Origin of the sequence: Hymenobacter terrenus (assembly GCF_000972495.1) — a bacterium.
GTDB lineage: Bacteria > Bacteroidota > Bacteroidia > Cytophagales > Hymenobacteraceae > Hymenobacter > Hymenobacter terrenus.
The window spans coordinates 1-17,730 of the sequence record NZ_LATM01000053.1; the positions used below are offsets into that span (position 1 = coordinate 1).

Genomic DNA, 17,730 nt, shown 5'->3' on the forward strand with positions numbered 1-17,730 from the left:
AATCGGCACCACAGACTACCGCATTACTTTTGCCTGACTACTTAGGCGCGAGTTAGATTCTTTTGTCTCGTAATGCTGCCTCATACCCGCCCGTCATCCTAATTGGTGGCGCTCATTCCGCACGGCATTGCGCAGGTTCCAGGCCATTTCGTGCTGAAACGGGTGCTGGCGCACGGGGCAGTCGGGCATGAGGCATAGGGAGCAGGCCGCAAACGTGCAGGGGTCGGCGTGCACAAACATCTCCACTTCCACCGCAAAGCGAGCCCGAATAAGCTCCTCAATTTCGTGAAGTTGCGTGTGCACTTGCTCCAGGGTGAAGTAGTAGGGCATCTGCATGTGGCAGTCGATGTGGAGGTTGGCGCCATAGCGTTGCACGCGCAGGTTGTGTACGTCAATCCAGGGAGCGCGGCGTTGGGCCTGAAGCTCAGCAATGACCTCGGTTACGATGGCCGTATCAGTTTCGTCCATTAGGCCCGAAACGGAGCGACGGAGCATGCGCCCGCCATTCACCAGAATGAAGCCGCCCAATAGCAGGGCCGCCCCAGAGTCGAAGCGTACTACGCCAGTAGCGGCCACTAAGACCAAGGCGGCCGATGACACGATAGACGTAAGGGCATCAATGTAGAGATGCTGTCCGTCGCCCACCAGCGCCACCGATTTCAGGCGTTTGCCGGTGCGCACCAGCAGCAGGCCTACGCCCAGGTTTACTACGGCGGTGCTGGCCAGCAGTAGCACGCCCCAATCTGGGCGGGCCACGGGGTGGGGGTGCAGCAGGCCTTTCGTGGCACCATAGAGAATGAAGGCGCCGGCAATGAATATCAGCGCCCCTTCAAATCCGATGGACAAGTACTCAATTTTGCCGTGGCCGTAAGGATGATTCTCATCTTTAGGCAGGCCGGCCAGGTAGAGACTATATAGCGCAAACCCGCTGGTAAAGACATTAATAATGCTCTCCAGCGCGTCGGTCAGGACGGCCTGCGAGCGGGTGAGGTAGTAGGCATAGAACTTAATGGCCACCAGCCCGGCACTCACAATAAGCGAGAGCAGGCCGAGGCGGCGTTTGATTTGGGTCGGCGTCATGCAAAGCGGATTTCAGGGCAAAGGTCGGGCACCGGCGGCAAGGATGACCGAGCCTGAAGCAGTCAATGCCGCCAGTTTTGTCGACCGTAATGAAGAACATCCTCCCCTATCAGATGAAATCCCCAGAGGAAGCGAAACATTTTTTCGAATTATCCTGTATTTAAGGCGGTCGAAAAATATTTTTAGGTTAACCTAAAAAGCGACTACTTTTGCTTTAACATTCCTTATCAACGTGCCGCCTTCTATTCTGACTGAAAATAACTTACCTGCGCCTGAAGCCGGCTGGCGGCATGCCCGCCGCGGCAATTCCTTGAGCGAAGTATACGCCAGCATTAAGGTGCCGGGTGCCAATGCTTCATTCTGGCGCAAATTGATGGCGTTCTGGGGACCGGGCCTGCTGGTAGCCGTGGGGTACATGGACCCCGGGAACTGGGCCACTGACTTGGCTGGTGGGTCGCGCTTCGGGTACACACTACTCTCGGTCATATTGATTTCCAATTTGTTTGCCATGCTCTTGCAGCATTTGGCGGCCAAGCTGGGCATCGTGACGGGGCGAGACTTGGCACAGGCCTGCCGCGACCATTACTCGCGGCCTGTGAGCCTGATGTTGTGGTTCCTGTGCGAAGTGGCCATTGCTGCCTGCGACTTGGCTGAAGTCATTGGCTCGGCCATTGCCCTGAACCTGCTCTTTGGGCTGCCGCTGGCCTGGGGCGTGGTGTTGACTACGCTGGATGTGCTGGTAGTATTGTTCTTTCAGAAAAGAGGCTTTCGCATCATCGAGAGCATTGTGGCGGGCCTGACAGTGCTGATTTTCGGCTGCTTTGTGTACGAAATCATTGCCTCGCGGCCCGACTGGCTGGCCTTAGCGCACGGCCTAGTGCCGCAGCCACAGGTGGTCACCAATCCTGGCATGCTGTACGTGGCCATTGGCATTTTGGGCGCTACAGTGATGCCCCACAACCTCTACCTGCACTCTAGCATCGTGCAAACACGGGCTATTGAGCAGACTGAGAGTGGCAAGCGCATGGCTATAAAGTTTGCCACCATCGATTCGACGGTGGCGCTGTTTCTGGCGTTTTTCGTGAATGCCGCTATCCTGATTCTGGCCGCTGCCGCCTTCCATCACAACGGCATGCACGAGGTGGGCAAAATCCAGGATGCCTACAAGCTGCTGGCGCCGGCGCTGGGCGCGGGTGCGGCCAGTGTGCTATTTGCAGTGGCGCTGCTAGCTTCGGGCCAGAACTCGACCCTTACTGGCACGCTGGCGGGCCAGATTGTGATGGAAGGGTTTCTTGACTTGAAGCTCAAACCGTGGGCGCGGCGCCTGATTACGCGGCTGGTGGCCGTGGTGCCGGCGCTGGTAGTTGCCATTGTGTACGGCGAAAGCGGGACCGAAAAACTGTTGGTGTTCAGCCAGGTGATTCTGTCTATGCAGCTCAGCTTCGCGGTAGTGCCATTGGTGCTTTTCACCAGCAGCAAAGCCAAAATGGGCGTGTTTGTGAATCGGCCAGTAGTGCGCATGCTGGCATGGTCGATATCAGCCGTCATTATCGCGCTGAACATGTATTTGCTCTGGCAAACTGCGGTTGGGCAATAATAATTTTTTCTGGAAGCAGAGAGATAATAGGCCTTTTAGGAGTAAAAGAATATGAGGAGATTATTTATACTATTGATGATATTGCCGCGCTTGTTGCTGGCCCAGACCGCTACGCTCAGCGGGACCGTGCGCGACGAGCAGCGCCGGCCATTGCCTTATGCCAGTGTGGGGCTGCCGGCTGCCGGATTAGGTGCGACAGCCGACGCAAATGGTGCCTTTCAGGTGCCCGACGTGCCCGCTGGGCCATTGCGAATAGTAGTCAGCGCTGTGGGCTATGCCACCACTACCCGGGAAGTGACACTCGTAGCTGGCCAGGTGTTGGAGGTGCCGTTTACGCTGGCCGCCACGCCTGCCGCCCTCAATGAGGTGGTGGTTACGGGCGTGTCGCGTGCCACCGAAATCCGGCGCAGCCCCGTGCCTATTGCGACTCTGAGCCGCCGCGACATCACCCTGAATGCAAACACCAATGTTATTGATGCGGCCGTGCGGGGTATTCCGGGCCTGAGTGCCGTGACAACCGGGCCTAATGTGTCGAAGCCCTTCATTCGAGGGCTAGGCTACAACCGGGTGCTCACTCTCTACAACGGCCTGCGCCAGGAGGGGCAGCAGTGGGGTGACGAGCACGGCGTGGAGGTAGACGGCTACGACATTGAACGGGTGGAAGTGGTGAAAGGCCCGGCCAGCCTGCTCTACGGCTCCGATGCCGTGGCTGGAGTGGTGAACCTGCTGCCCGCGCTGCCCAGCGGCCCCGAAGGCCGCCTGGGTGGCGAAGCGCTCACGGAATATCAATCCAACAACGGCTTGATTGGTAATTCGCTGGGAATGAACTATCAGAAGAATGGCTTTCAAAGCAGCTTCCGGGCCAGCCACCGCCTGGCCCGCGACTACCGCAACCGCGTGGATGGTTTGGTATACAATACCGGCTTCCGGGAGCTAACGCTGACTGGTATGGCGGGCGTGAGCAAGGCCTGGGGCAGTTCCCACTGGTACCTTACGCTCTACGACAACCAGCAAGAAATCCCAGATGGCAGCCGCGACTCACTTAGCCGCCGCTTCACCCGGCAGGTAGCTGAAACGGGGCTCGACGATATCAAGAACCGGCCGCTGGTAACCGATAAAGAATTGGATTCCTACACCATCAGTCCCTTGCATCAGCGCATTCGGCACTACCGGGTGTTCACCAAAACGCAGCTGCACCTGGGTGGGGGAGAGCTGCATCTGTTGCTCGGGGCTCAGCAGAATAACCGGGAGGAATTTAACCATCCCACTGTACCAACTCAGCCTGGGCTGGCCCTGCGCCTGACCACCTACACCTACGATGTGCGCTACCATCTGCCGGGGTGGAATGGCCTGGAGATAAGCGTGGGCAGCAACGGCCTGGGGCAAGTGAACCGCCATCAGGCCGCTACTGACTTCCCCATTCCCGACTACGACTTGCTGGACGCGGGTGGATTTCTGCTCCTGAAAAAGCCGCTGGGCAAGGTAGAGCTGAGTGGAGGCTTGCGCTACGATACGCGGCTCGTGAATTGGCGCGACTTCTATGTGGCCCCCAACCTCGCTACTGGCTTCGATGCCGCCGCCGGGCCGGACACCCCGGGCACCACGCTCCAGTTTCCAGCGTTTCGGCGGCGCTACCAGGGCGTGTCGGCCAGCGTGGGGGGCAGCTATGCGGCCACCGAGCAGCTAACGTTACGGGCCAATCTGGCCCGCGGCTACCGGGCTCCCAACATTCCCGAAATCGGCTCCAACGGCCTCGACCCTGGGGCACGCATCGTGTACCTGGGCAACCGCGACTTCCAGCCCGAGTTTAGCTGGCAGCAGGACGTGGGCGTACTGTGGCATCAGGGCACCCTCGATGCCAGCCTGGAGGTATTTCATAACTACGTGCAAAATTTTATCTACCAGGCCCGCCTGCTCGATGCGGCGGGGCAGCCGGTCATTGTGGTGCCGGGCAATACCACGTACCAGTTTCAGCAGTCCGCCGCCCGCCTTTTTGGCGTGGAAGCTAGCTTGAATCTGCGTCCGGCGGCCTTGCCGTGGCTCGCCTGGAATACCAGCGTGGCCTTGGTGAATGGCCAAAATGCCAATGCGGCACTGGTAGAACAGCAGGGAACAGCCGCCCGCTACCTCCCCCTGATTCCGCCCCCGCGCGGGCGTTCCGAAGTCCGGGTGACGGTGCCCGCTGGCCGGGGGCGCTTCACGGGTACCTACTTGCGGGCCACTGTGGATGGCAGTACCCGCCAGACCCGCTTCTACGCCCTTGATAATACCGAAACGGCGACGCCTGGCTACGCGCTGCTGGGCCTGGGCGCCGGCACTACCTGGACCAGCCGCGCCGGCCGGCCGGTGGCGCAGCTCGTCGTGCAGGTCGACAACGTGTTCGATACGGCCTACCAAGCCCACCTGAACCGCCTGAAGTATTTTGAATACTACACGGCCAGCCCCAACGGCCGTACCGGCATCTACAATCCCGGCCGCAACATTGGGGTGAAAGTGGTGGTGCCATTTTAGCGTAAGCGGGCTTTGGGGGCGCAAAGTGGCCTGGCATTGCGGCGGCGAAAAATACGGAGGGCGCGTAGAAGCCGCTATGAAACAGCTTTTCGCTATGCTGCTCTTGTGCCTGCTGCCCCTGCTGGGCCGAGCCCAGGACGCGCCCAAACCACCTTCGCCTTATGATTCGGCCCACTTCAGCTGGCGCAAGCCGGTGCCGCGCAACCGCCTGCGCGAATTGCAACCCGACCGCCCCGGTGTCACCGAAAGCCCTTTTACGGTGGATGCCGGCCATGTGCAGCTGGAAATAGATGCCTTGCGGCTAATCAACAGCGGTTCGGGTAAAGCAAAGCAGGACCGTGAATGGCACGTGGCCTCCTCCATGTTGAAGCTGGGCCTGAGCCGCCGCACCGACCTGCAACTCGAAATGCCGCTCTACAGCGTGGCCAAGCAGCGGCCTGCTGGTGCTAAGGAGTGGGAGGAGCGTAACGCCGGCTTTGGCGACGTGACGCTGCGCGTGAAGCACAACTTCCTGGGGGATGACCAGGACGGCTCCCTGGCCGTGGCCGTTATTGGCTACGTACAACTGCCCAGCGGCGGAGCAGTAGGGGATGGGGCTGTCGAATATGGCCTTGTGCTGCCTATTGACATCGAGTTGAGCGAAAAAACTAATCTGGAAGCCCAAATCGAAACCGCTCTCAATTACGACCGGGAGCAAGACCGCCGCTTCGTGCACATGATGCCCTCGGTAGCCTTGGAGTACGATTTCACCAAAAAGATAGGACTGGTAGCCGAAGGCGTAGCCCAGTGGAACACCCTGCAACGCCGCTGGGAAGTCTCGGCCAACATCGCACCGATTCTGAAGCTGACTGAAAATGTTCAATTGGATGCCGGCACCCATCTGGCGCTGAACCGGCAGACCAACCACGAGTACTTCGTGGGGCTTACGCTACGCCGCTGAGTGCAGACCATTAATTTCCTGCATCATCCCGGCAGAGGTCTGACAGTCGCCTGTTTTACCTGCTGATTCCTCGCGGTTTGCCCATGCAAAAGGCCCACACAGTTGGTGGTGAGGGCCTTTTGCATGGCAAAAACAGCGGGCGGAAGCTTAATCGGCAATGCCGTCGTGGTTGCGGTCTTTGGCGTCGCCGGCGGCTTTGTAAAGCTCTTTGCCGGTAGTATGGTGTATGGTATCGCGGGCGAGGCCCGCAGTGGCGGAGTCGCCGTCGGCAACCCCGTCTTGGGTGGCGGCGGGGCCTTTTTTGGTGTAGCCGCGCTCAACATTGGTGTCGCCCTTTTCGGTGCCCGAGCTGCAGGCGCTAAACGTGGCGGTGATGGCACAGGCCACGGCGAAGGGGCGGAGGAAGTTTTTCAGCAGCATGAAACAGCGTAGGTGAGGGAGTTGAAAATGAGCGACACTGCAAGGTAGAAAAATAACTTGCCGCATCGCAACCCGAACCATGAGGCCCGGGTACGGTTGTACCGATAGGCGCGCCCGTTAGGTTGCGTGCCGCCCCGGCCACCTTCACTTTTGCCTTGATGTCCAACCCGATTCCTTCACCGGCCATTGTGCCTGCTCCGGCCCATACGTATGCCCAGTTCCGGGCCCTGGTGGGCACGCTGGTGGCCGAGCACCGCACCAGTGGCCCCGATCAAAATCCGGCTTTCATTCGCTTCACTGAGCAAAATCAGGCCCACCTCGACCGGGCGTTTGCCGTGCCGCTGCTGCCCGCGCTGGTTGAGAAACTCCGCCACCTGCCCCGGCCCGAGCACTGGCTGGTGCTGGGCGAGGCCTGGTGTGGCGACACGGCCCACACGCTGCCTATTCTGGCACGCTTGGCTGAAGAAAGCAACGGCACCATCCGGCTGCACGTGCTGCTCCGCTCCGACCACCCCGAGCTGATGGCCGCTCATCAAACCAACGGCAGCAACAGCATTCCCAAGCTTATTCGGCGCGATGCAACTACGGGGGCTGATTTGGGTGATTGGGGGCCACGCCCGGCGCACGCACAGGTACTATCGCACCAGCTGCATGCCGACAAATCCTTGCATACGAACCAAATAGTGAAGACAATGAATGCCTGGTACGAGGCTGACAACGGCGAGGCAGTGCAGCAGGAATTGCTGGGGCTACTGAGCTAAGAAAGTGCTTTAATCCAAAATTTCTGTTATTTTCACTTCCTCAATTCGCTAAATCATGCTTCTACCATTGCGTCGTCGCCTCCAGAAACACGTTGCCGCCTGGCCCTGGCGGCGGGTGGGCGTGCTGGCTGGCGTGAGTCTGGTATTGGCACTAATGTTAGTAAGTTATTTGTTCGGAGCGAGTGACCACTTCTTTGGTCGACTTTTTCCCGCCTTTCTCGTATTATTCTGGCTGTTGTCGGTTACGTTCCTGGTCGTTGTGCCATTCGTGACCTGGGCTACCAGCCACTGGTTCGGGGCAGGCTGGGCGGAGGTGGCCACACCCGCCCCGCGTCCGCGCCGGGCTGCGGCTGGTTCAGCAGCGGCTCGTTCTTATTCTCCACCGGCCTCCTCACGGCGGCCCGAAACACGTTAAATACCTTGAAAACTAACCTACTGCATATCAAAAACATGGTGTGCCCCCGGTGCGTAGAAGCCGTACACAACCTGTTGGAGCGGGCCGGGTACCGGCCCAAAGCCGTGACTCTAGGCGTGGCTGAGCTCGACGAAGCTACCCCCGCCGACCCCGAAGCCGTGGCTCCGCTGCTGCATGCCGCCGGTTTTGAGCTGCTGCGCGGCCGGGCCGAGCAGCTTACTGAGCAAATCAAGACCGTGCTGGCCGACTACCTCGAACACCTGCGCACGGCCCGCTCGCCACTCACTACGTCGGCGTTTCTTACTGACCGTTTTGCGGCCACGTACTCACACCTGAGCAAGGTGTTTTCGCGCACCGCTCATCTCACCATCGAGAAGTACCTCATCCGCCTGAAGATTGAGCGGGTGAAGGAGATGCTCAGCTACGGCGAGCTTACCCTGAACCAGATTGCCGACCAGATGCGGTATAGCTCGGGCCAGCACCTGAGCAATCAGTTCCGCCAGGTGACGGGCTACTCGGTGAGCGAATTCCGCCGGCTGATGGTGCCCGAGCGGGTGTCGCTCGACGCATTGGCGTAGCTGGTTTCGGCCTTCTTATACCTGCTGAAAAAGGCGGCTTCCGGTTCGGGAGCCGCCTTTTTTGGTGGGCTTTTGATGGGTAGCACGGGGTGTGGCGCGGACGCGGTAGTCCGCGCCTGCAAACGATAGCCGAACGATGCGGGGACGCGGACTACCGCGTCGGCGCTACAGCGCGGGCCCCGGAATCTGTACGCTTTAAGCTAAATGATGACCAACTAGCGGGCACGGGGGCGGGGGCAGAAGGCGTTTAGGCTACTGTACCACTACTTCAGTAAGACGATGTTTACAAGGATTCTGTTTTGGGTGACGGTGCTGGCTGTAATGCCCCTGCTGTCGGCCGTAGCGCAGTCGCACGAGCACATGGATATGGCCATGCCCATGCCGCCGAAAAAAGCGCCAGTGAAAGCCCGTCCGGCCCCTGCCCGGACCGGGGCAGCCACGCCGCAGCCGACACTGCCCGCCGACACCAGCCGGCGGCCGGCGCCCTCGCATGCAATGGAGCACCTGAAAGCCGGCCACCCGGGCGGGATGGATAGCGTGAGTACGCCGGCGCACGACCACGCGATGCCCGGCATGGCCCACGATAGCACCATGGCCATGCCGGGCATGAGCCACGCCTTCTCGCGCCGGCTGCCGATGAGCCGCAACGGCTCGGGCACCAGCTGGCACCCCGACCAGACGCCCCTGTACATGTGGATGCAGCACCAAGGGCCCTGGATGCTGATGTACCACAGTGCCGTCTTCGGCCGCTACACTAGCCAGAACTTCAACAACGCCAATGGGCGGGGCCGCGACCGCACCATCGACGGGCCGAACTGGGGGATGGTGATGGCGCAGCGGGAAGTGGGCGCCCGGGGGCTGCTCAACCTGAGCCTGATGGTGTCGCTCGACCCGCTCACCGAAACCAATGGGGGCTACCCGCTGCTGTTTCAAACCGGGGAGTCGTACCGAAACCGGCCGCTGATTGACCGCCAGCACCCGCACGACCTGGTTTCGGGCTTGACGGTGGGCTACACCCACGCCTTCAGCCCGGATGTGGACCTGAGCCTCTACCTGGGCTACCCCGGGGAGCCGGCCATCGGGCCGGTGGCGTTTATGCACCGCATTTCGGCCATGCCCAACCCCGACGCGCCCCTCTCGCACCACTGGACCGATGCTACGCACATTACCTTCGGGGTGGCCACGCTGGGGCTGCGCTACAAGCAGTTCAAGCTCGAAGGCAGCAACTTCACCGGCCGTGAGCCCGATGAGCACCGCTACGATTTCGACCGGCCCCGCGCCGATTCCTGGGCGGCGCGCCTCAACTGGAACCCCACCAGCAGCCTGGCCCTGCAAGCCAGCCGCGCCTTCATCAAAAGCCCCGAAGCCCTGCACGCCGACGAAGACGTGACCCGCACCACGGCCTCGGTGCTGCACAGCCGCACCTGGGGGCCCCGGCGCTACCTGGCCTCGGCCCTGGTGTGGGGCATGAACGAGGGCCACGGCGCCCATGCCGAGCACGCCGTGCTGGCCGAAACCAACCTCACCCTGGGCCGGCCCACGTTCTACGGCCGCTACGAGTTTGTGCAGAAAGACGAGGAGGAACTGGGCCTGGAGCTGCGCGATGCCGACCAGAACCGCCTCTACCCGGTGTTCAACGTTCATGCCCTCACGCTCGGGGCCAGCTACCGCCTCACCGGCGATGATTTCCGGGGGCCGGAGGTGCACGTGGGCGGCCAGCTGACCGGCTACGTCCCCGATGAGCTGCTGAAGGGTTTGTATGGCAAGATGCCGCTGTCGGCCTCGGTATACGTGCGCCTCAATGCCCCCTGGATGAGCATGAAAATGTAGCACAGCCGTGTAGCATCTATCTAACTATACGGTCATGCAGAGCGCAGCGAAGCATGACCGTATAGTTAGATAGATGCTACACGGCTGTGCTACTGCTCTGCCGTGCCGACCTTTGCGGGAAATGAACCCCGGCGCCTCCTGCTGGGTTACTTGCTGCCGTGCCTACTGCCTCGCCCCGCATCCTGCTGCTTACGCCGCCGCTCACGCAGCTCAACACCCCGTACCCGGCCACGGCCTACATCAAGGGCTTTTTGGGGGGGCGCGGCTACGCCGTGACGCAGGCCGATATGGGCTTGCAGCTGGTGCTGCGGCTGTTTTCGGTGGCGGGGCTGAAGCGGGTTTTCGCCGAAATTGCGGCTGGCGGCTTCGAGCTGAGCGACAATGCTCGGCGCATGCTGCGCCTGCAACACCGCTACCTGGCCACGATTGGGCCGGTCATCCGTTTCCTCCAAAACAAGGACCTGACCCTGGCCCCGCGCATCTGCCACGGCCGCTTTCTGCCCGAGGCCAGCCGTTTCGACAACGTGGCCGACCTGGAAACCGCCTTCGGCACCATGGGCCTCACCGACCAGGCCCGGCACCTGGCCACGCTCTACCTCGAAGACCTCGCCGACCTCATCAAGGAAACCGTGGGGCCGCACTTTGGCTTCTCGCGCTACGCCGAAAAGCTGGCCCTCTCGGCCACCAGCTTCGAGCCCCTGCACGAGGCCCTGCAAGCCCCCCCCGGCCTGCTCGACCGGCTGCTGCTGGAGGAGCTGGACACGCTGCTGGCGCGCGCAAACCCCGATATCGTCGGCTTTACCGTGCCCTTCCCCGGCAACCTCTACGGAGCGCTGCGGCTGGCCCAGCGCATCAAGCAAACAAGCCCCGCCACCTGGACCATCATGGGTGGCGGCTACCCCAACACCGAGCTGCGCGACATCCGCGAGCCCCGCTTTTTCGATTACATCGACTTCCTGACCCTCGACGATGGCGAAGGCCCCTGGCTGCGCCTGCTCAGCCGGTGGGCGGCCGGCGCCGCACCTTCGGGCAGCCCCGCCGAAGCTTCAGCTACCCTTGCCGAAACTTCGGCGACCCGCGCCGGTGCTCCAACTACCCCCGCTGGAGCTTCAACCCGGCACGCTGAGGCCTCAGCGACCCCCGCTGAAGCTCCGGCGACCCCCGCCGAAGTCTCAACTACTCTTGCTGAAGCTTCAACTACCCTCGCCGAAGCTTCGGCGGCCCCCGCCAACGGGTTGCAGCGCACTTTTTTGCGCAATGCCCAGGGGCACATCGAGTACGTCAACCACCCGTACCCCGATGTGCCGCACCCCGAAGTGGGTACGCCCGACTATTCCGATTTACCCCTCACGGAATACTTGTCGGTGCTGGAAGTGCTGAACCCCATGCACCGCCTGTGGAGCGACGGCCGCTGGAACAAGCTCACCGTGGCCCACGGCTGCTACTGGAAACGCTGCTCGTTCTGCGATGTGACCCTGGATTACATCTCGCGCTACGAAACGGCCCCCAGCACCCTGCTCGTGGACAGAATCGAGCAGATTATTCAGCAAACCGGCCAGACCGGCTTTCACTTCGTGGACGAAGCCGCGCCGCCCCTGGCCCTGCGCGACTTGGCCGTGGAGCTGCTCCGGCGCCGCGTGCCCATCACCTGGTGGGGCAACATCCGGTTCGAGAAAACCTTCTCGCCCGACCTCTGCCGCCTGCTGGCCGCCTCGGGCTGCATTGCCGTGAGCGGTGGCCTGGAAGTGGCGTCCGACCGCCTGCTGGCCCTCATGGAGAAGGGCGTGACCATTGCTCAGGTGGCCCGCGTGGCCGACGGCTTCACCCAGGCCGGCATCATGGTGCATGCTTACCTGATGTACGGCTTCCCTACCCAGACTGCCCAGGAAACCGTCGATTCACTGGAAGTGGTGCGCCAGCTTTTCGCGGCCGGCGTGGTGCAGAGCGGCTACTGGCATCGGTTTTCGATGACGGCCCACTCCCCCGTGGGCAAAAACCCGGCGAAGTACCAAGTGGCTGCCATCGGCCCCGAGCCCGCCGGCTTTGCCTGGAACGACCTGTGGCACGACGACCCCCTCGGCACCGACCACGAAGCCTTCGGCCCCGGCCTGGCCAAGTCGCTCTACAACTACCTGCACGGCGTGGCGCTGGATGAGCCCCTGAGCTTCTGGTTCGATTTCAAAACTCCCCGGCCCACCACGCCGCGCCACCTGGTGCAGCAGGCCCTGCAAGCCCCCGAGAAGCCCGATTTTGCCCGGCAAAACCAGCGCCTGTTCTGGCTCGGCAACGCCCCCGAAATCCGCATCGAGCAGGGCAAAAAAGCCCCCCGCGCCGTGCTCACCTGCTACGAGCAAGCCGAGGACTTCGAAGTGAAAACCACCGCAGCCGCCGGGCGCTGGCTGCACCAGCTCCTCACCCAACTCAGCCACGACTACGACATCAAGGTCCCGCTGCGCGAAGCCGCCGCCACGTTCCCGGCAGGGGAGGGGACCTTCGAAGCCTTCCTGCAAAGCCCCGCTTGGCTGCTCCTCCGCGAAAAAGGCCTGCTGTTGATTTAAGGAAGGGCCTGAGTAAGCGTAGCCGCTTCAAGTAGAACGGTCATACGGGGGTAGAGACCGTCCTGCTGAGCGCCGCCGAAGCATCTTGCGTGCCACCACTAACCAATCGTGAAAAAGGATTACTGCCCCGAGCGAGATGCTTCGGCGGCGCTCAGCAGGACGGTCTTGCAAGCGCAGCAGGCCCCGCCGCTTCGTGCTGGCTGCTCCCGTAAAGCCTCCTTACCGCTTGCGCAGCCACTCCACCACCTCGCCCGGCAGGCCCGGCCCGAAGCGCGGGCTCAGCCCATCAGGAACAAGTAAATCGGGGCTGGCGGTGCGATAGGTGCGTACGGTCGTCCCACGCTGCCCTCCCAAGGCATTGCGCAAGGCCGCTGCCCGCTGGGCCGCCGCCGCGCCGCCATAAAGGCCCAGCACGGGCAGCTTCCGCTTTTTCAGCGCCTGGAACGCGGCTCGCCCGGCCAGATCATACTCGGCATTTTGCGCGATGAGGAAGGCCGCGCGCGAATTGCCGGGCCCCACTAACACCTGCGCCAGCGCCCCCGCCCGTGTCCCGGCGGCCCAGGCCCCCACCTTGGCCGTATCGGCGCCCGGAGTACCCTTCAGCAGCCGCAAAGCCGCCTGCAAGCGCGGGCCCTCCGTTGCGATCGTGGCGGAGTCGGCGGCCGGCAGCACCAGCACAATAAATCCTTCGCGGGCCAGGGCATCGGCCCACAGCGCGGCGGCGGGCGCCGTAGCCGCGTCGGGCAGCAGCGCCAGCGCCGCGCCGGGCGTAGTAGTATCAGCAGGCGCAAAAAGCCAGGCCGAGCCATTGGTTTGCGGTATTTCTTCCACGCGGTAGGTGCTGGGCGCCGGGGCTCCGCGCTTCAGCAGGATGGTCGTGGCTTTCGTAGAATCCAGGGTGAGGGCGCCCCGCCAGAAATCACCGTCCAGGGTCAGCGCTAAGGTCTGGTTCGCCCGCGCGGGCCGCCTCAGCAGCAGCTGGTCTTTGCTGAAGTATATACTATCGGCCACGAAGCTCAGCGCCCCCGCCGCTGGCACCGTAAGCTCGGCTTCGTAATGACCGGGGCTAGGGTGGCGGATGTCGAGCGCGGCCCGCATTTCGGGCTGCCCCACCGCGCTGATGCTGCCCTCGTAGTGGCCTACGGGCGGCGGTGATGCCGTGTCAGCGTCCTTGTCTTGGGGTTGGCAGGCCGCTACCATCAATCCGAGCCCCACCAGGCACCAGCTCCCACGCCCCAGGCTGCCGGGGCCATTCATCACGCGCATCAATCTAAGCATAGGCATCCCCAAAAGTAGCCAGTTTACCGCCCCGCCATGCCTTTGCGCAAAATCAGGTCCGTCTGCACATCCTGACCCAGCCGGAATTCGTGCTGGCCAATCTCCCGAAAGCCGAACCGCTGATAGAAAGCGCGGGCCCGCTCGTTCTTCTCCCATACTCCCAGCACCACGGCCGAGCAGTGCAGCTGTTCGGCCAGAGCCAGAATGCCGCGCATCAAGGCTGCCCCCAGCCCCGTTCCCTGCCAGTCGTCGCGCACGTACAAGCGCTCAACCTCCAAACGGCCCGCCGCGTCCTGGCCCTCGCGCAGGCCCAGGGCCGAGTTGTCGCGCAATTTGGCGTAGCCCACCAGCTCGGCTTGCATATGCGCCAGCAAGAAAGTGTTTTCGCGGTCCTGTAGCTCCGCCAGCTGAATTTCCGGGCCAAAATGCTCATTCAGGTAAGCTGTCATGTCCGCCGCTGTGTTGGTTGCGGCGAAAGTATCCTGAAATGTTCGCCGGCCCAGGTCGGCTAATTGGGCGGCGGTAACAGGGTTGGCCTTAGCCAGGGAGATGCGCAGGGGTGATGACATAACGCAAAGGTCGAGCAAGGCCCGCTATTTACAGCATTTCGTCGGCGTTGGGGTTCCGTCGGGAAGTGATGCCACGTCGCATCCGTAGCCCCATGCGCATCAGCAGCCCACTCGCCAACAGCCCCACTAGGTTGACTGATAACAACAACGCTGACTGACTCTGCAAGCCGACTGTCCGCCAGCTGTACACGCTCACGTACACTTTTAGCGATAGTCCCAAAGCCAACAGCCCCCCACTCAATACGAGCAGCAGGCCAACTAGACGCCGAGTAGGAGGAGGAAGGGGAGCAGCCATCCACCTTCATACGCGGCCGCGAAACCCCAGGTTGAGAACTGCCTATCCCCGGTTGCGAATCCATTTCTTTGCTGTAAATTCGCCTCACCAAACAACCCCGCGAGAGTAGCTCAGTTGGTAGAGCATCAGCTTCCCAAGCTGAGGGTCGCGAGTTCGAACCTCGTTTCTCGCTCATTGTCGAACAGCCACCCAGACTTGCATCGGGGTGGCTGTTCGATTTTGGTGTCTACAGCTTCCCACGCCGAGGTAGTACAATCCAGCACCGGACTCACTCACTGTGTAGCTCAACCCAGCAGGGCCGCCAGCAGCCACTATCGAATCTTCCCAAGCCCGCGCATGTACTCCTGAACAACGGGTAGCAATAGCGGCACAGCGGCTTCTAGGTAGCCGCGTTCAGCCGCGGTCCAGTGACGCGGGTGGCCAAAGACGCAGGGCTGCAAAATCCCCCATAGCTGTCCCTGTTCGGTGATGTGAGCATGCACCAAGGCCCGGTGCCCAAAGGTGCGGCGTTCAAACTCCTGGTTGAGCACTTCGGGCCCTGCTTCGGTCACATCATCCACATACACCGAGGGCTGAGCTGCCAACGCGGCCCGAAACAGTGGGTCCTCGCGCGGTAGTTCGCCAGTGTCGTCCTGCCAGTCGTGACGCGGGTCGGGCACGGCCTCATCCAAGCGCCAGACGAAGGCAATGCGGCCACGGCCCTGGGTTGGGTCGCGCACATAGAGAAAGCAGCGGTCAGCGCGCAGATGCGGACCGACCAAGTCTAAGGCTCGTTGCAGGCGTTCGGCGGGCGGGCGGCCATCGGTCAGTGCCGTTGCAAGTTCGTTGAGGGGAGCTGTAGCCATACAATTCAAGTGAAAAGGGGAGGAGAGGGGCAGTATTCTCTTCTCTACGGCTTCGGTAGCCTCTTGAATGAAGTCATTGTACCCGCTCCGTCAACAAGCCCTTTCTGATACGATCGAAGCAATTCAGTAGACTAAAGGGTGTCACGCATGAAGTAAAGTGGCCCGAAGATGAGCTAGTACTAGTAATTCATTGGTAGATCTAACAGACAAGCCCATCCGGTTAACCGAATGGGCTTGCTCAACTATTTCAGGAAGCAGCTTATTATTTTCCTAGCTTAACCCTCAGGTTTTCATTCAGGGCCTCCAAAAACTCTTCCGTGTAGAGATAGTCCCGACCGTGCTCGACCTTATTGCCGTGAATACATACGGCTAGGTCCTTGGTCATCTTCCCGCTCTCGACAGTTTCGATACAAACTGTTTCCAGTGCCTTGCAGAAGTCGATGAGCTCTTGGTTACTATCTAATATCCCCCGAAACTCCAGCCCCCGGGTCCAGGCGAAGATGGAGGCGATAGGGTTGGTCGAAGTCGGTTTGCCGGCCTGATGGTCGCGGTAGTGCCGGGTCACAGTACCGTGTGCCGCTTCAGCTTCCATCACGGTGCCATCCGGCGTCACCAGCGTGGACGTCATCAGGCCCAACGACCCAAAGCCTTGGGCAACGGTGTCGCTTTGCACATCACCATCGTAGTTTTTGCAGGCCCAAACAAAGTTACCCGACCATTTCAGGGCCGACGCCACCATGTCATCAATCAACCGATGCTCGTAGGTGATGCCCGCAGCGGTGAACTTGCTTTGGTAGTCCTGTACATAAATCTCCTGGAAGATGTCTTTAAACCGCCCATCATACTTTTTGAGGATGGTGTTCTTAGTCGACAAGTACAGCGGCCAGCCCTTCATCAGTGCTTGGTTGAAGCACGCGTGGGCAAATCCCCGGATAGATTCATCGGTGTTATACATGGCCAAGGCAACTCCATCACTCTGGAAGTTGAAGACGTCAAACGACTGTATTGCGCCCCCATCCTCGGGAGTGAAAGTAATCGTAAGCTTGCCCTTGCCCTTGGTTACAAAATCAGTGGCCCGGTATTGGTCACCAAAAGCATGACGGCCAATACAAATAGGGGCCGTCCAGTTTGGCACTAGCCGGGGCACATTGCTCATGACAATAGGCTCACGGAAAACGGTGCCATCCAAAATGTTGCGGATGGTGCCATTCGGCGATTTCCACATCTGCTTTAAATTAAATTCTTTAACCCGCTCCTCATCTGGCGTAATCGTGGCGCACTTGATGCCGACCCCATACTGCTTGATGGCATTAGCAGCATCAATAGTAACTTGGTCATTAGTCTCATCCCGGTACTCAATCCCCAAGTCAAAGTACTTAATGTCCAGCTCTAGGTATGGAGTAATCAATTTGTTTTTGATGAATTTCCAAATGATGCGAGTCATTTCGTCGCCATCCAACTCTACTACGGGGTTTGCTACGCTAATTTTAGTCATTTCCAATACGAATTTGTATTTGATGGAGGTACACATACTGGCTTTGCCAGTCTAACACCAATATTAAGGGAGGAAATGCAGGTAGCGAATATTATGGAGTAGACCTAGGACATAAATAGATACCCAAAACCGGCAAATTCATTTACCGAACTCCACATCCCAGCGATTTTAGGGTGATAAAGACCTCTAGTGCCCAGCGTAATCAGGAGACAATAGAGCAAAAAAGCGTTCCGGCGCTCTACTTGAGAGAAAAACCGAAGCCGTAACTTTTGCCGGATAAGAAAGCCCCAATAAACACCGCAAGTGAGTTCATCTTCAAGAAGGAAGCCCATACGTGGTGAGTAAAAGCTGTCTGACGTTCAACTTCTCAATACTAATCCAAAGTAGCTTTATCGCCGGTCGTAAGATAAGCCACCTTGCTGCCCGAAGATGTACCTGTGCGCCTATTCAACTGCCTGTACTAGCCTGCATTTATAGCACTAGGCTAGATAGTAGACTAAGGCTTGAGGTCTGCTGATACTCTTTTTCGGCAGTATTGATGCTGCCTTGGTAGGGGGT

Annotated in this window: 15 protein-coding genes and 1 tRNA gene; 9 read left to right on the forward strand and 7 right to left on the reverse strand. The window is 60.4% G+C overall.

All coding sequences use genetic code 11. The features are described from left to right. Window positions 1-93: 93 nt before the first annotated feature. A complete protein-coding gene (locus tag WX88_RS25500) occupies window positions 94-1,080 on the reverse strand; it encodes a cation diffusion facilitator family transporter (RefSeq protein WP_046247259.1) in 987 nt (328 codons plus the stop codon). A gap of 232 nt (window positions 1,081-1,312) precedes the next feature. Here WX88_RS25500 and WX88_RS25505 point away from each other — a divergent pair, with 232 nt between their 5' ends. The 3 genes from WX88_RS25505 (at window position 1,313) to WX88_RS25515 (ending at window position 6,128) form a co-directional block, all read left to right on the forward strand. After that, window positions 1,313-2,677, forward strand: a complete 1,365-nt coding sequence (locus tag WX88_RS25505) for an Nramp family divalent metal transporter (protein WP_394331768.1) — start codon at window positions 1,313-1,315, stop codon at window positions 2,675-2,677. Window positions 2,678-2,752: 75 nt separating this feature from the next. Beyond that, on the forward strand, window positions 2,753-5,188 hold the full coding sequence (locus WX88_RS25510) for a TonB-dependent receptor (RefSeq protein ID WP_231590798.1): 2,436 nt from the start codon (window positions 2,753-2,755) through the stop codon (window positions 5,186-5,188). A gap of 76 nt (window positions 5,189-5,264) precedes the next feature. Next, on the forward strand, window positions 5,265-6,128 hold the full coding sequence (locus WX88_RS25515; protein ID WP_156176441.1) for a transporter: 864 nt from the start codon (window positions 5,265-5,267) through the stop codon (window positions 6,126-6,128). A 147-nt stretch (window positions 6,129-6,275) separates the two neighbouring features. On the opposite strand, the gene WX88_RS25520 is transcribed toward WX88_RS25515, so the two are convergent. Next, on the reverse strand, window positions 6,276-6,548 hold the full coding sequence (locus tag WX88_RS25520) for a hypothetical protein (protein ID WP_046247261.1): 273 nt from the start codon (window positions 6,546-6,548) through the stop codon (window positions 6,276-6,278). Window positions 6,549-6,706: 158 nt separating this feature from the next. Between WX88_RS25520 and WX88_RS25525 the strand changes: the two genes are divergently transcribed. The 5 genes from WX88_RS25525 (at window position 6,707) to WX88_RS29200 (ending at window position 12,690) form a co-directional block, all read left to right on the forward strand. Next, window positions 6,707-7,309, forward strand: a complete 603-nt coding sequence (locus tag WX88_RS25525) for a thioredoxin family protein (protein WP_046247262.1) — start codon at window positions 6,707-6,709, stop codon at window positions 7,307-7,309. A gap of 55 nt (window positions 7,310-7,364) precedes the next feature. After that, complete coding sequence (locus tag WX88_RS30570; RefSeq protein WP_156176442.1) at window positions 7,365-7,724, forward strand: hypothetical protein; 360 nt, start codon at window positions 7,365-7,367, stop codon at window positions 7,722-7,724. A 5-nt stretch (window positions 7,725-7,729) separates the two neighbouring features. After that, the gene (locus tag WX88_RS25530; RefSeq protein ID WP_052733112.1) at window positions 7,730-8,302 is read left to right on the forward strand and encodes a helix-turn-helix domain-containing protein; all 573 of its coding nucleotides are present in this window, start codon (window positions 7,730-7,732) and stop codon (window positions 8,300-8,302) included. A gap of 279 nt (window positions 8,303-8,581) precedes the next feature. Continuing rightward, entirely contained in the window at window positions 8,582-10,132 is a 1,551-nt protein-coding gene (locus tag WX88_RS25535) for a hypothetical protein (RefSeq protein ID WP_046247263.1), read from the forward strand. 158 nt (window positions 10,133-10,290) lie between these two features. Beyond that, window positions 10,291-12,690, forward strand: coding sequence for a B12-binding domain-containing radical SAM protein (locus WX88_RS29200; protein ID WP_046247264.1), 2,400 nt, complete (start codon window positions 10,291-10,293; stop codon window positions 12,688-12,690). Between the two features lie 219 nt (window positions 12,691-12,909). Here WX88_RS29200 and WX88_RS25545 read toward each other — a convergent pair whose 3' ends face one another. Genes WX88_RS25545 through WX88_RS30575 form a run of 3 tightly spaced genes read right to left on the reverse strand, consistent with a single transcriptional unit; the run spans window position 12,910 to window position 14,832 of the window. After that, complete coding sequence (locus WX88_RS25545; protein ID WP_231590799.1) at window positions 12,910-13,974, reverse strand: hypothetical protein; 1,065 nt, start codon at window positions 13,972-13,974, stop codon at window positions 12,910-12,912. A gap of 17 nt (window positions 13,975-13,991) precedes the next feature. After that, window positions 13,992-14,537: a GNAT family N-acetyltransferase gene (locus tag WX88_RS25550; RefSeq protein ID WP_052733113.1), complete on the reverse strand. Its 546-nt coding sequence runs from the start codon at window positions 14,535-14,537 to the stop codon at window positions 13,992-13,994. 28 nt (window positions 14,538-14,565) lie between these two features. Next, window positions 14,566-14,832: a hypothetical protein gene (locus WX88_RS30575; protein ID WP_156176444.1), complete on the reverse strand. Its 267-nt coding sequence runs from the start codon at window positions 14,830-14,832 to the stop codon at window positions 14,566-14,568. A gap of 99 nt (window positions 14,833-14,931) precedes the next feature. On the opposite strand from WX88_RS30575, the gene WX88_RS25555 reads away from it, so the two are divergent. Beyond that, a tRNA-Gly gene (locus WX88_RS25555) sits at window positions 14,932-15,004 on the forward strand. Window positions 15,005-15,143: 139 nt separating this feature from the next. Here WX88_RS25555 and WX88_RS25560 read toward each other — a convergent pair. Together WX88_RS25560 and WX88_RS25565 are read right to left on the reverse strand one after the other, a co-directional pair. Then, complete coding sequence (locus WX88_RS25560) at window positions 15,144-15,677, reverse strand: GAF domain-containing protein (RefSeq protein WP_046247266.1); 534 nt, start codon at window positions 15,675-15,677, stop codon at window positions 15,144-15,146. A 262-nt stretch (window positions 15,678-15,939) separates the two neighbouring features. Further along, window positions 15,940-17,172 carry an NADP-dependent isocitrate dehydrogenase gene (locus WX88_RS25565; protein ID WP_046247272.1) on the reverse strand — a complete coding sequence of 411 codons (1,233 nt, stop codon included), beginning with the start codon at window positions 17,170-17,172 and terminating at the stop codon, window positions 15,940-15,942. Between the last annotated feature and the right edge of the window lie 558 nt (window positions 17,173-17,730).

Excerpts from the sequence above, each read along its gene's own strand:
- WX88_RS25560 (WP_046247266.1), bottom strand. The coding sequence starts at position 15,677 with ATGGCTACAGCTCCCCTCAACGAACTTGCAACGGCACTGACCGATGGC.
- WX88_RS25550 (WP_052733113.1), bottom strand. The coding sequence starts at position 14,537 with ATGTCATCACCCCTGCGCATCTCCCTGGCTAAGGCCAACCCTGTTACC.
- WX88_RS25515 (WP_156176441.1), top strand. The coding sequence starts at position 5,265 with ATGAAACAGCTTTTCGCTATGCTGCTCTTGTGCCTGCTGCCCCTGCTG.
- WX88_RS25565 (WP_046247272.1), bottom strand. The coding sequence starts at position 17,172 with ATGACTAAAATTAGCGTAGCAAACCCCGTAGTAGAGTTGGATGGCGAC.
- WX88_RS25545 (WP_231590799.1), bottom strand. The coding sequence starts at position 13,974 with ATGCCTATGCTTAGATTGATGCGCGTGATGAATGGCCCCGGCAGCCTG.
- WX88_RS25520 (WP_046247261.1), bottom strand. The coding sequence starts at position 6,548 with ATGCTGCTGAAAAACTTCCTCCGCCCCTTCGCCGTGGCCTGTGCCATC.
- WX88_RS25500 (WP_046247259.1), bottom strand. The coding sequence starts at position 1,080 with ATGACGCCGACCCAAATCAAACGCCGCCTCGGCCTGCTCTCGCTTATT.
- WX88_RS30570 (WP_156176442.1), top strand. The coding sequence starts at position 7,365 with ATGCTTCTACCATTGCGTCGTCGCCTCCAGAAACACGTTGCCGCCTGG.
- WX88_RS25535 (WP_046247263.1), top strand. The coding sequence starts at position 8,582 with ATGTTTACAAGGATTCTGTTTTGGGTGACGGTGCTGGCTGTAATGCCC.
- WX88_RS25525 (WP_046247262.1), top strand. The coding sequence starts at position 6,707 with ATGTCCAACCCGATTCCTTCACCGGCCATTGTGCCTGCTCCGGCCCAT.
- WX88_RS25510 (WP_231590798.1), top strand. The coding sequence starts at position 2,753 with ATGATATTGCCGCGCTTGTTGCTGGCCCAGACCGCTACGCTCAGCGGG.
- WX88_RS30575 (WP_156176444.1), bottom strand. The coding sequence starts at position 14,832 with ATGGCTGCTCCCCTTCCTCCTCCTACTCGGCGTCTAGTTGGCCTGCTG.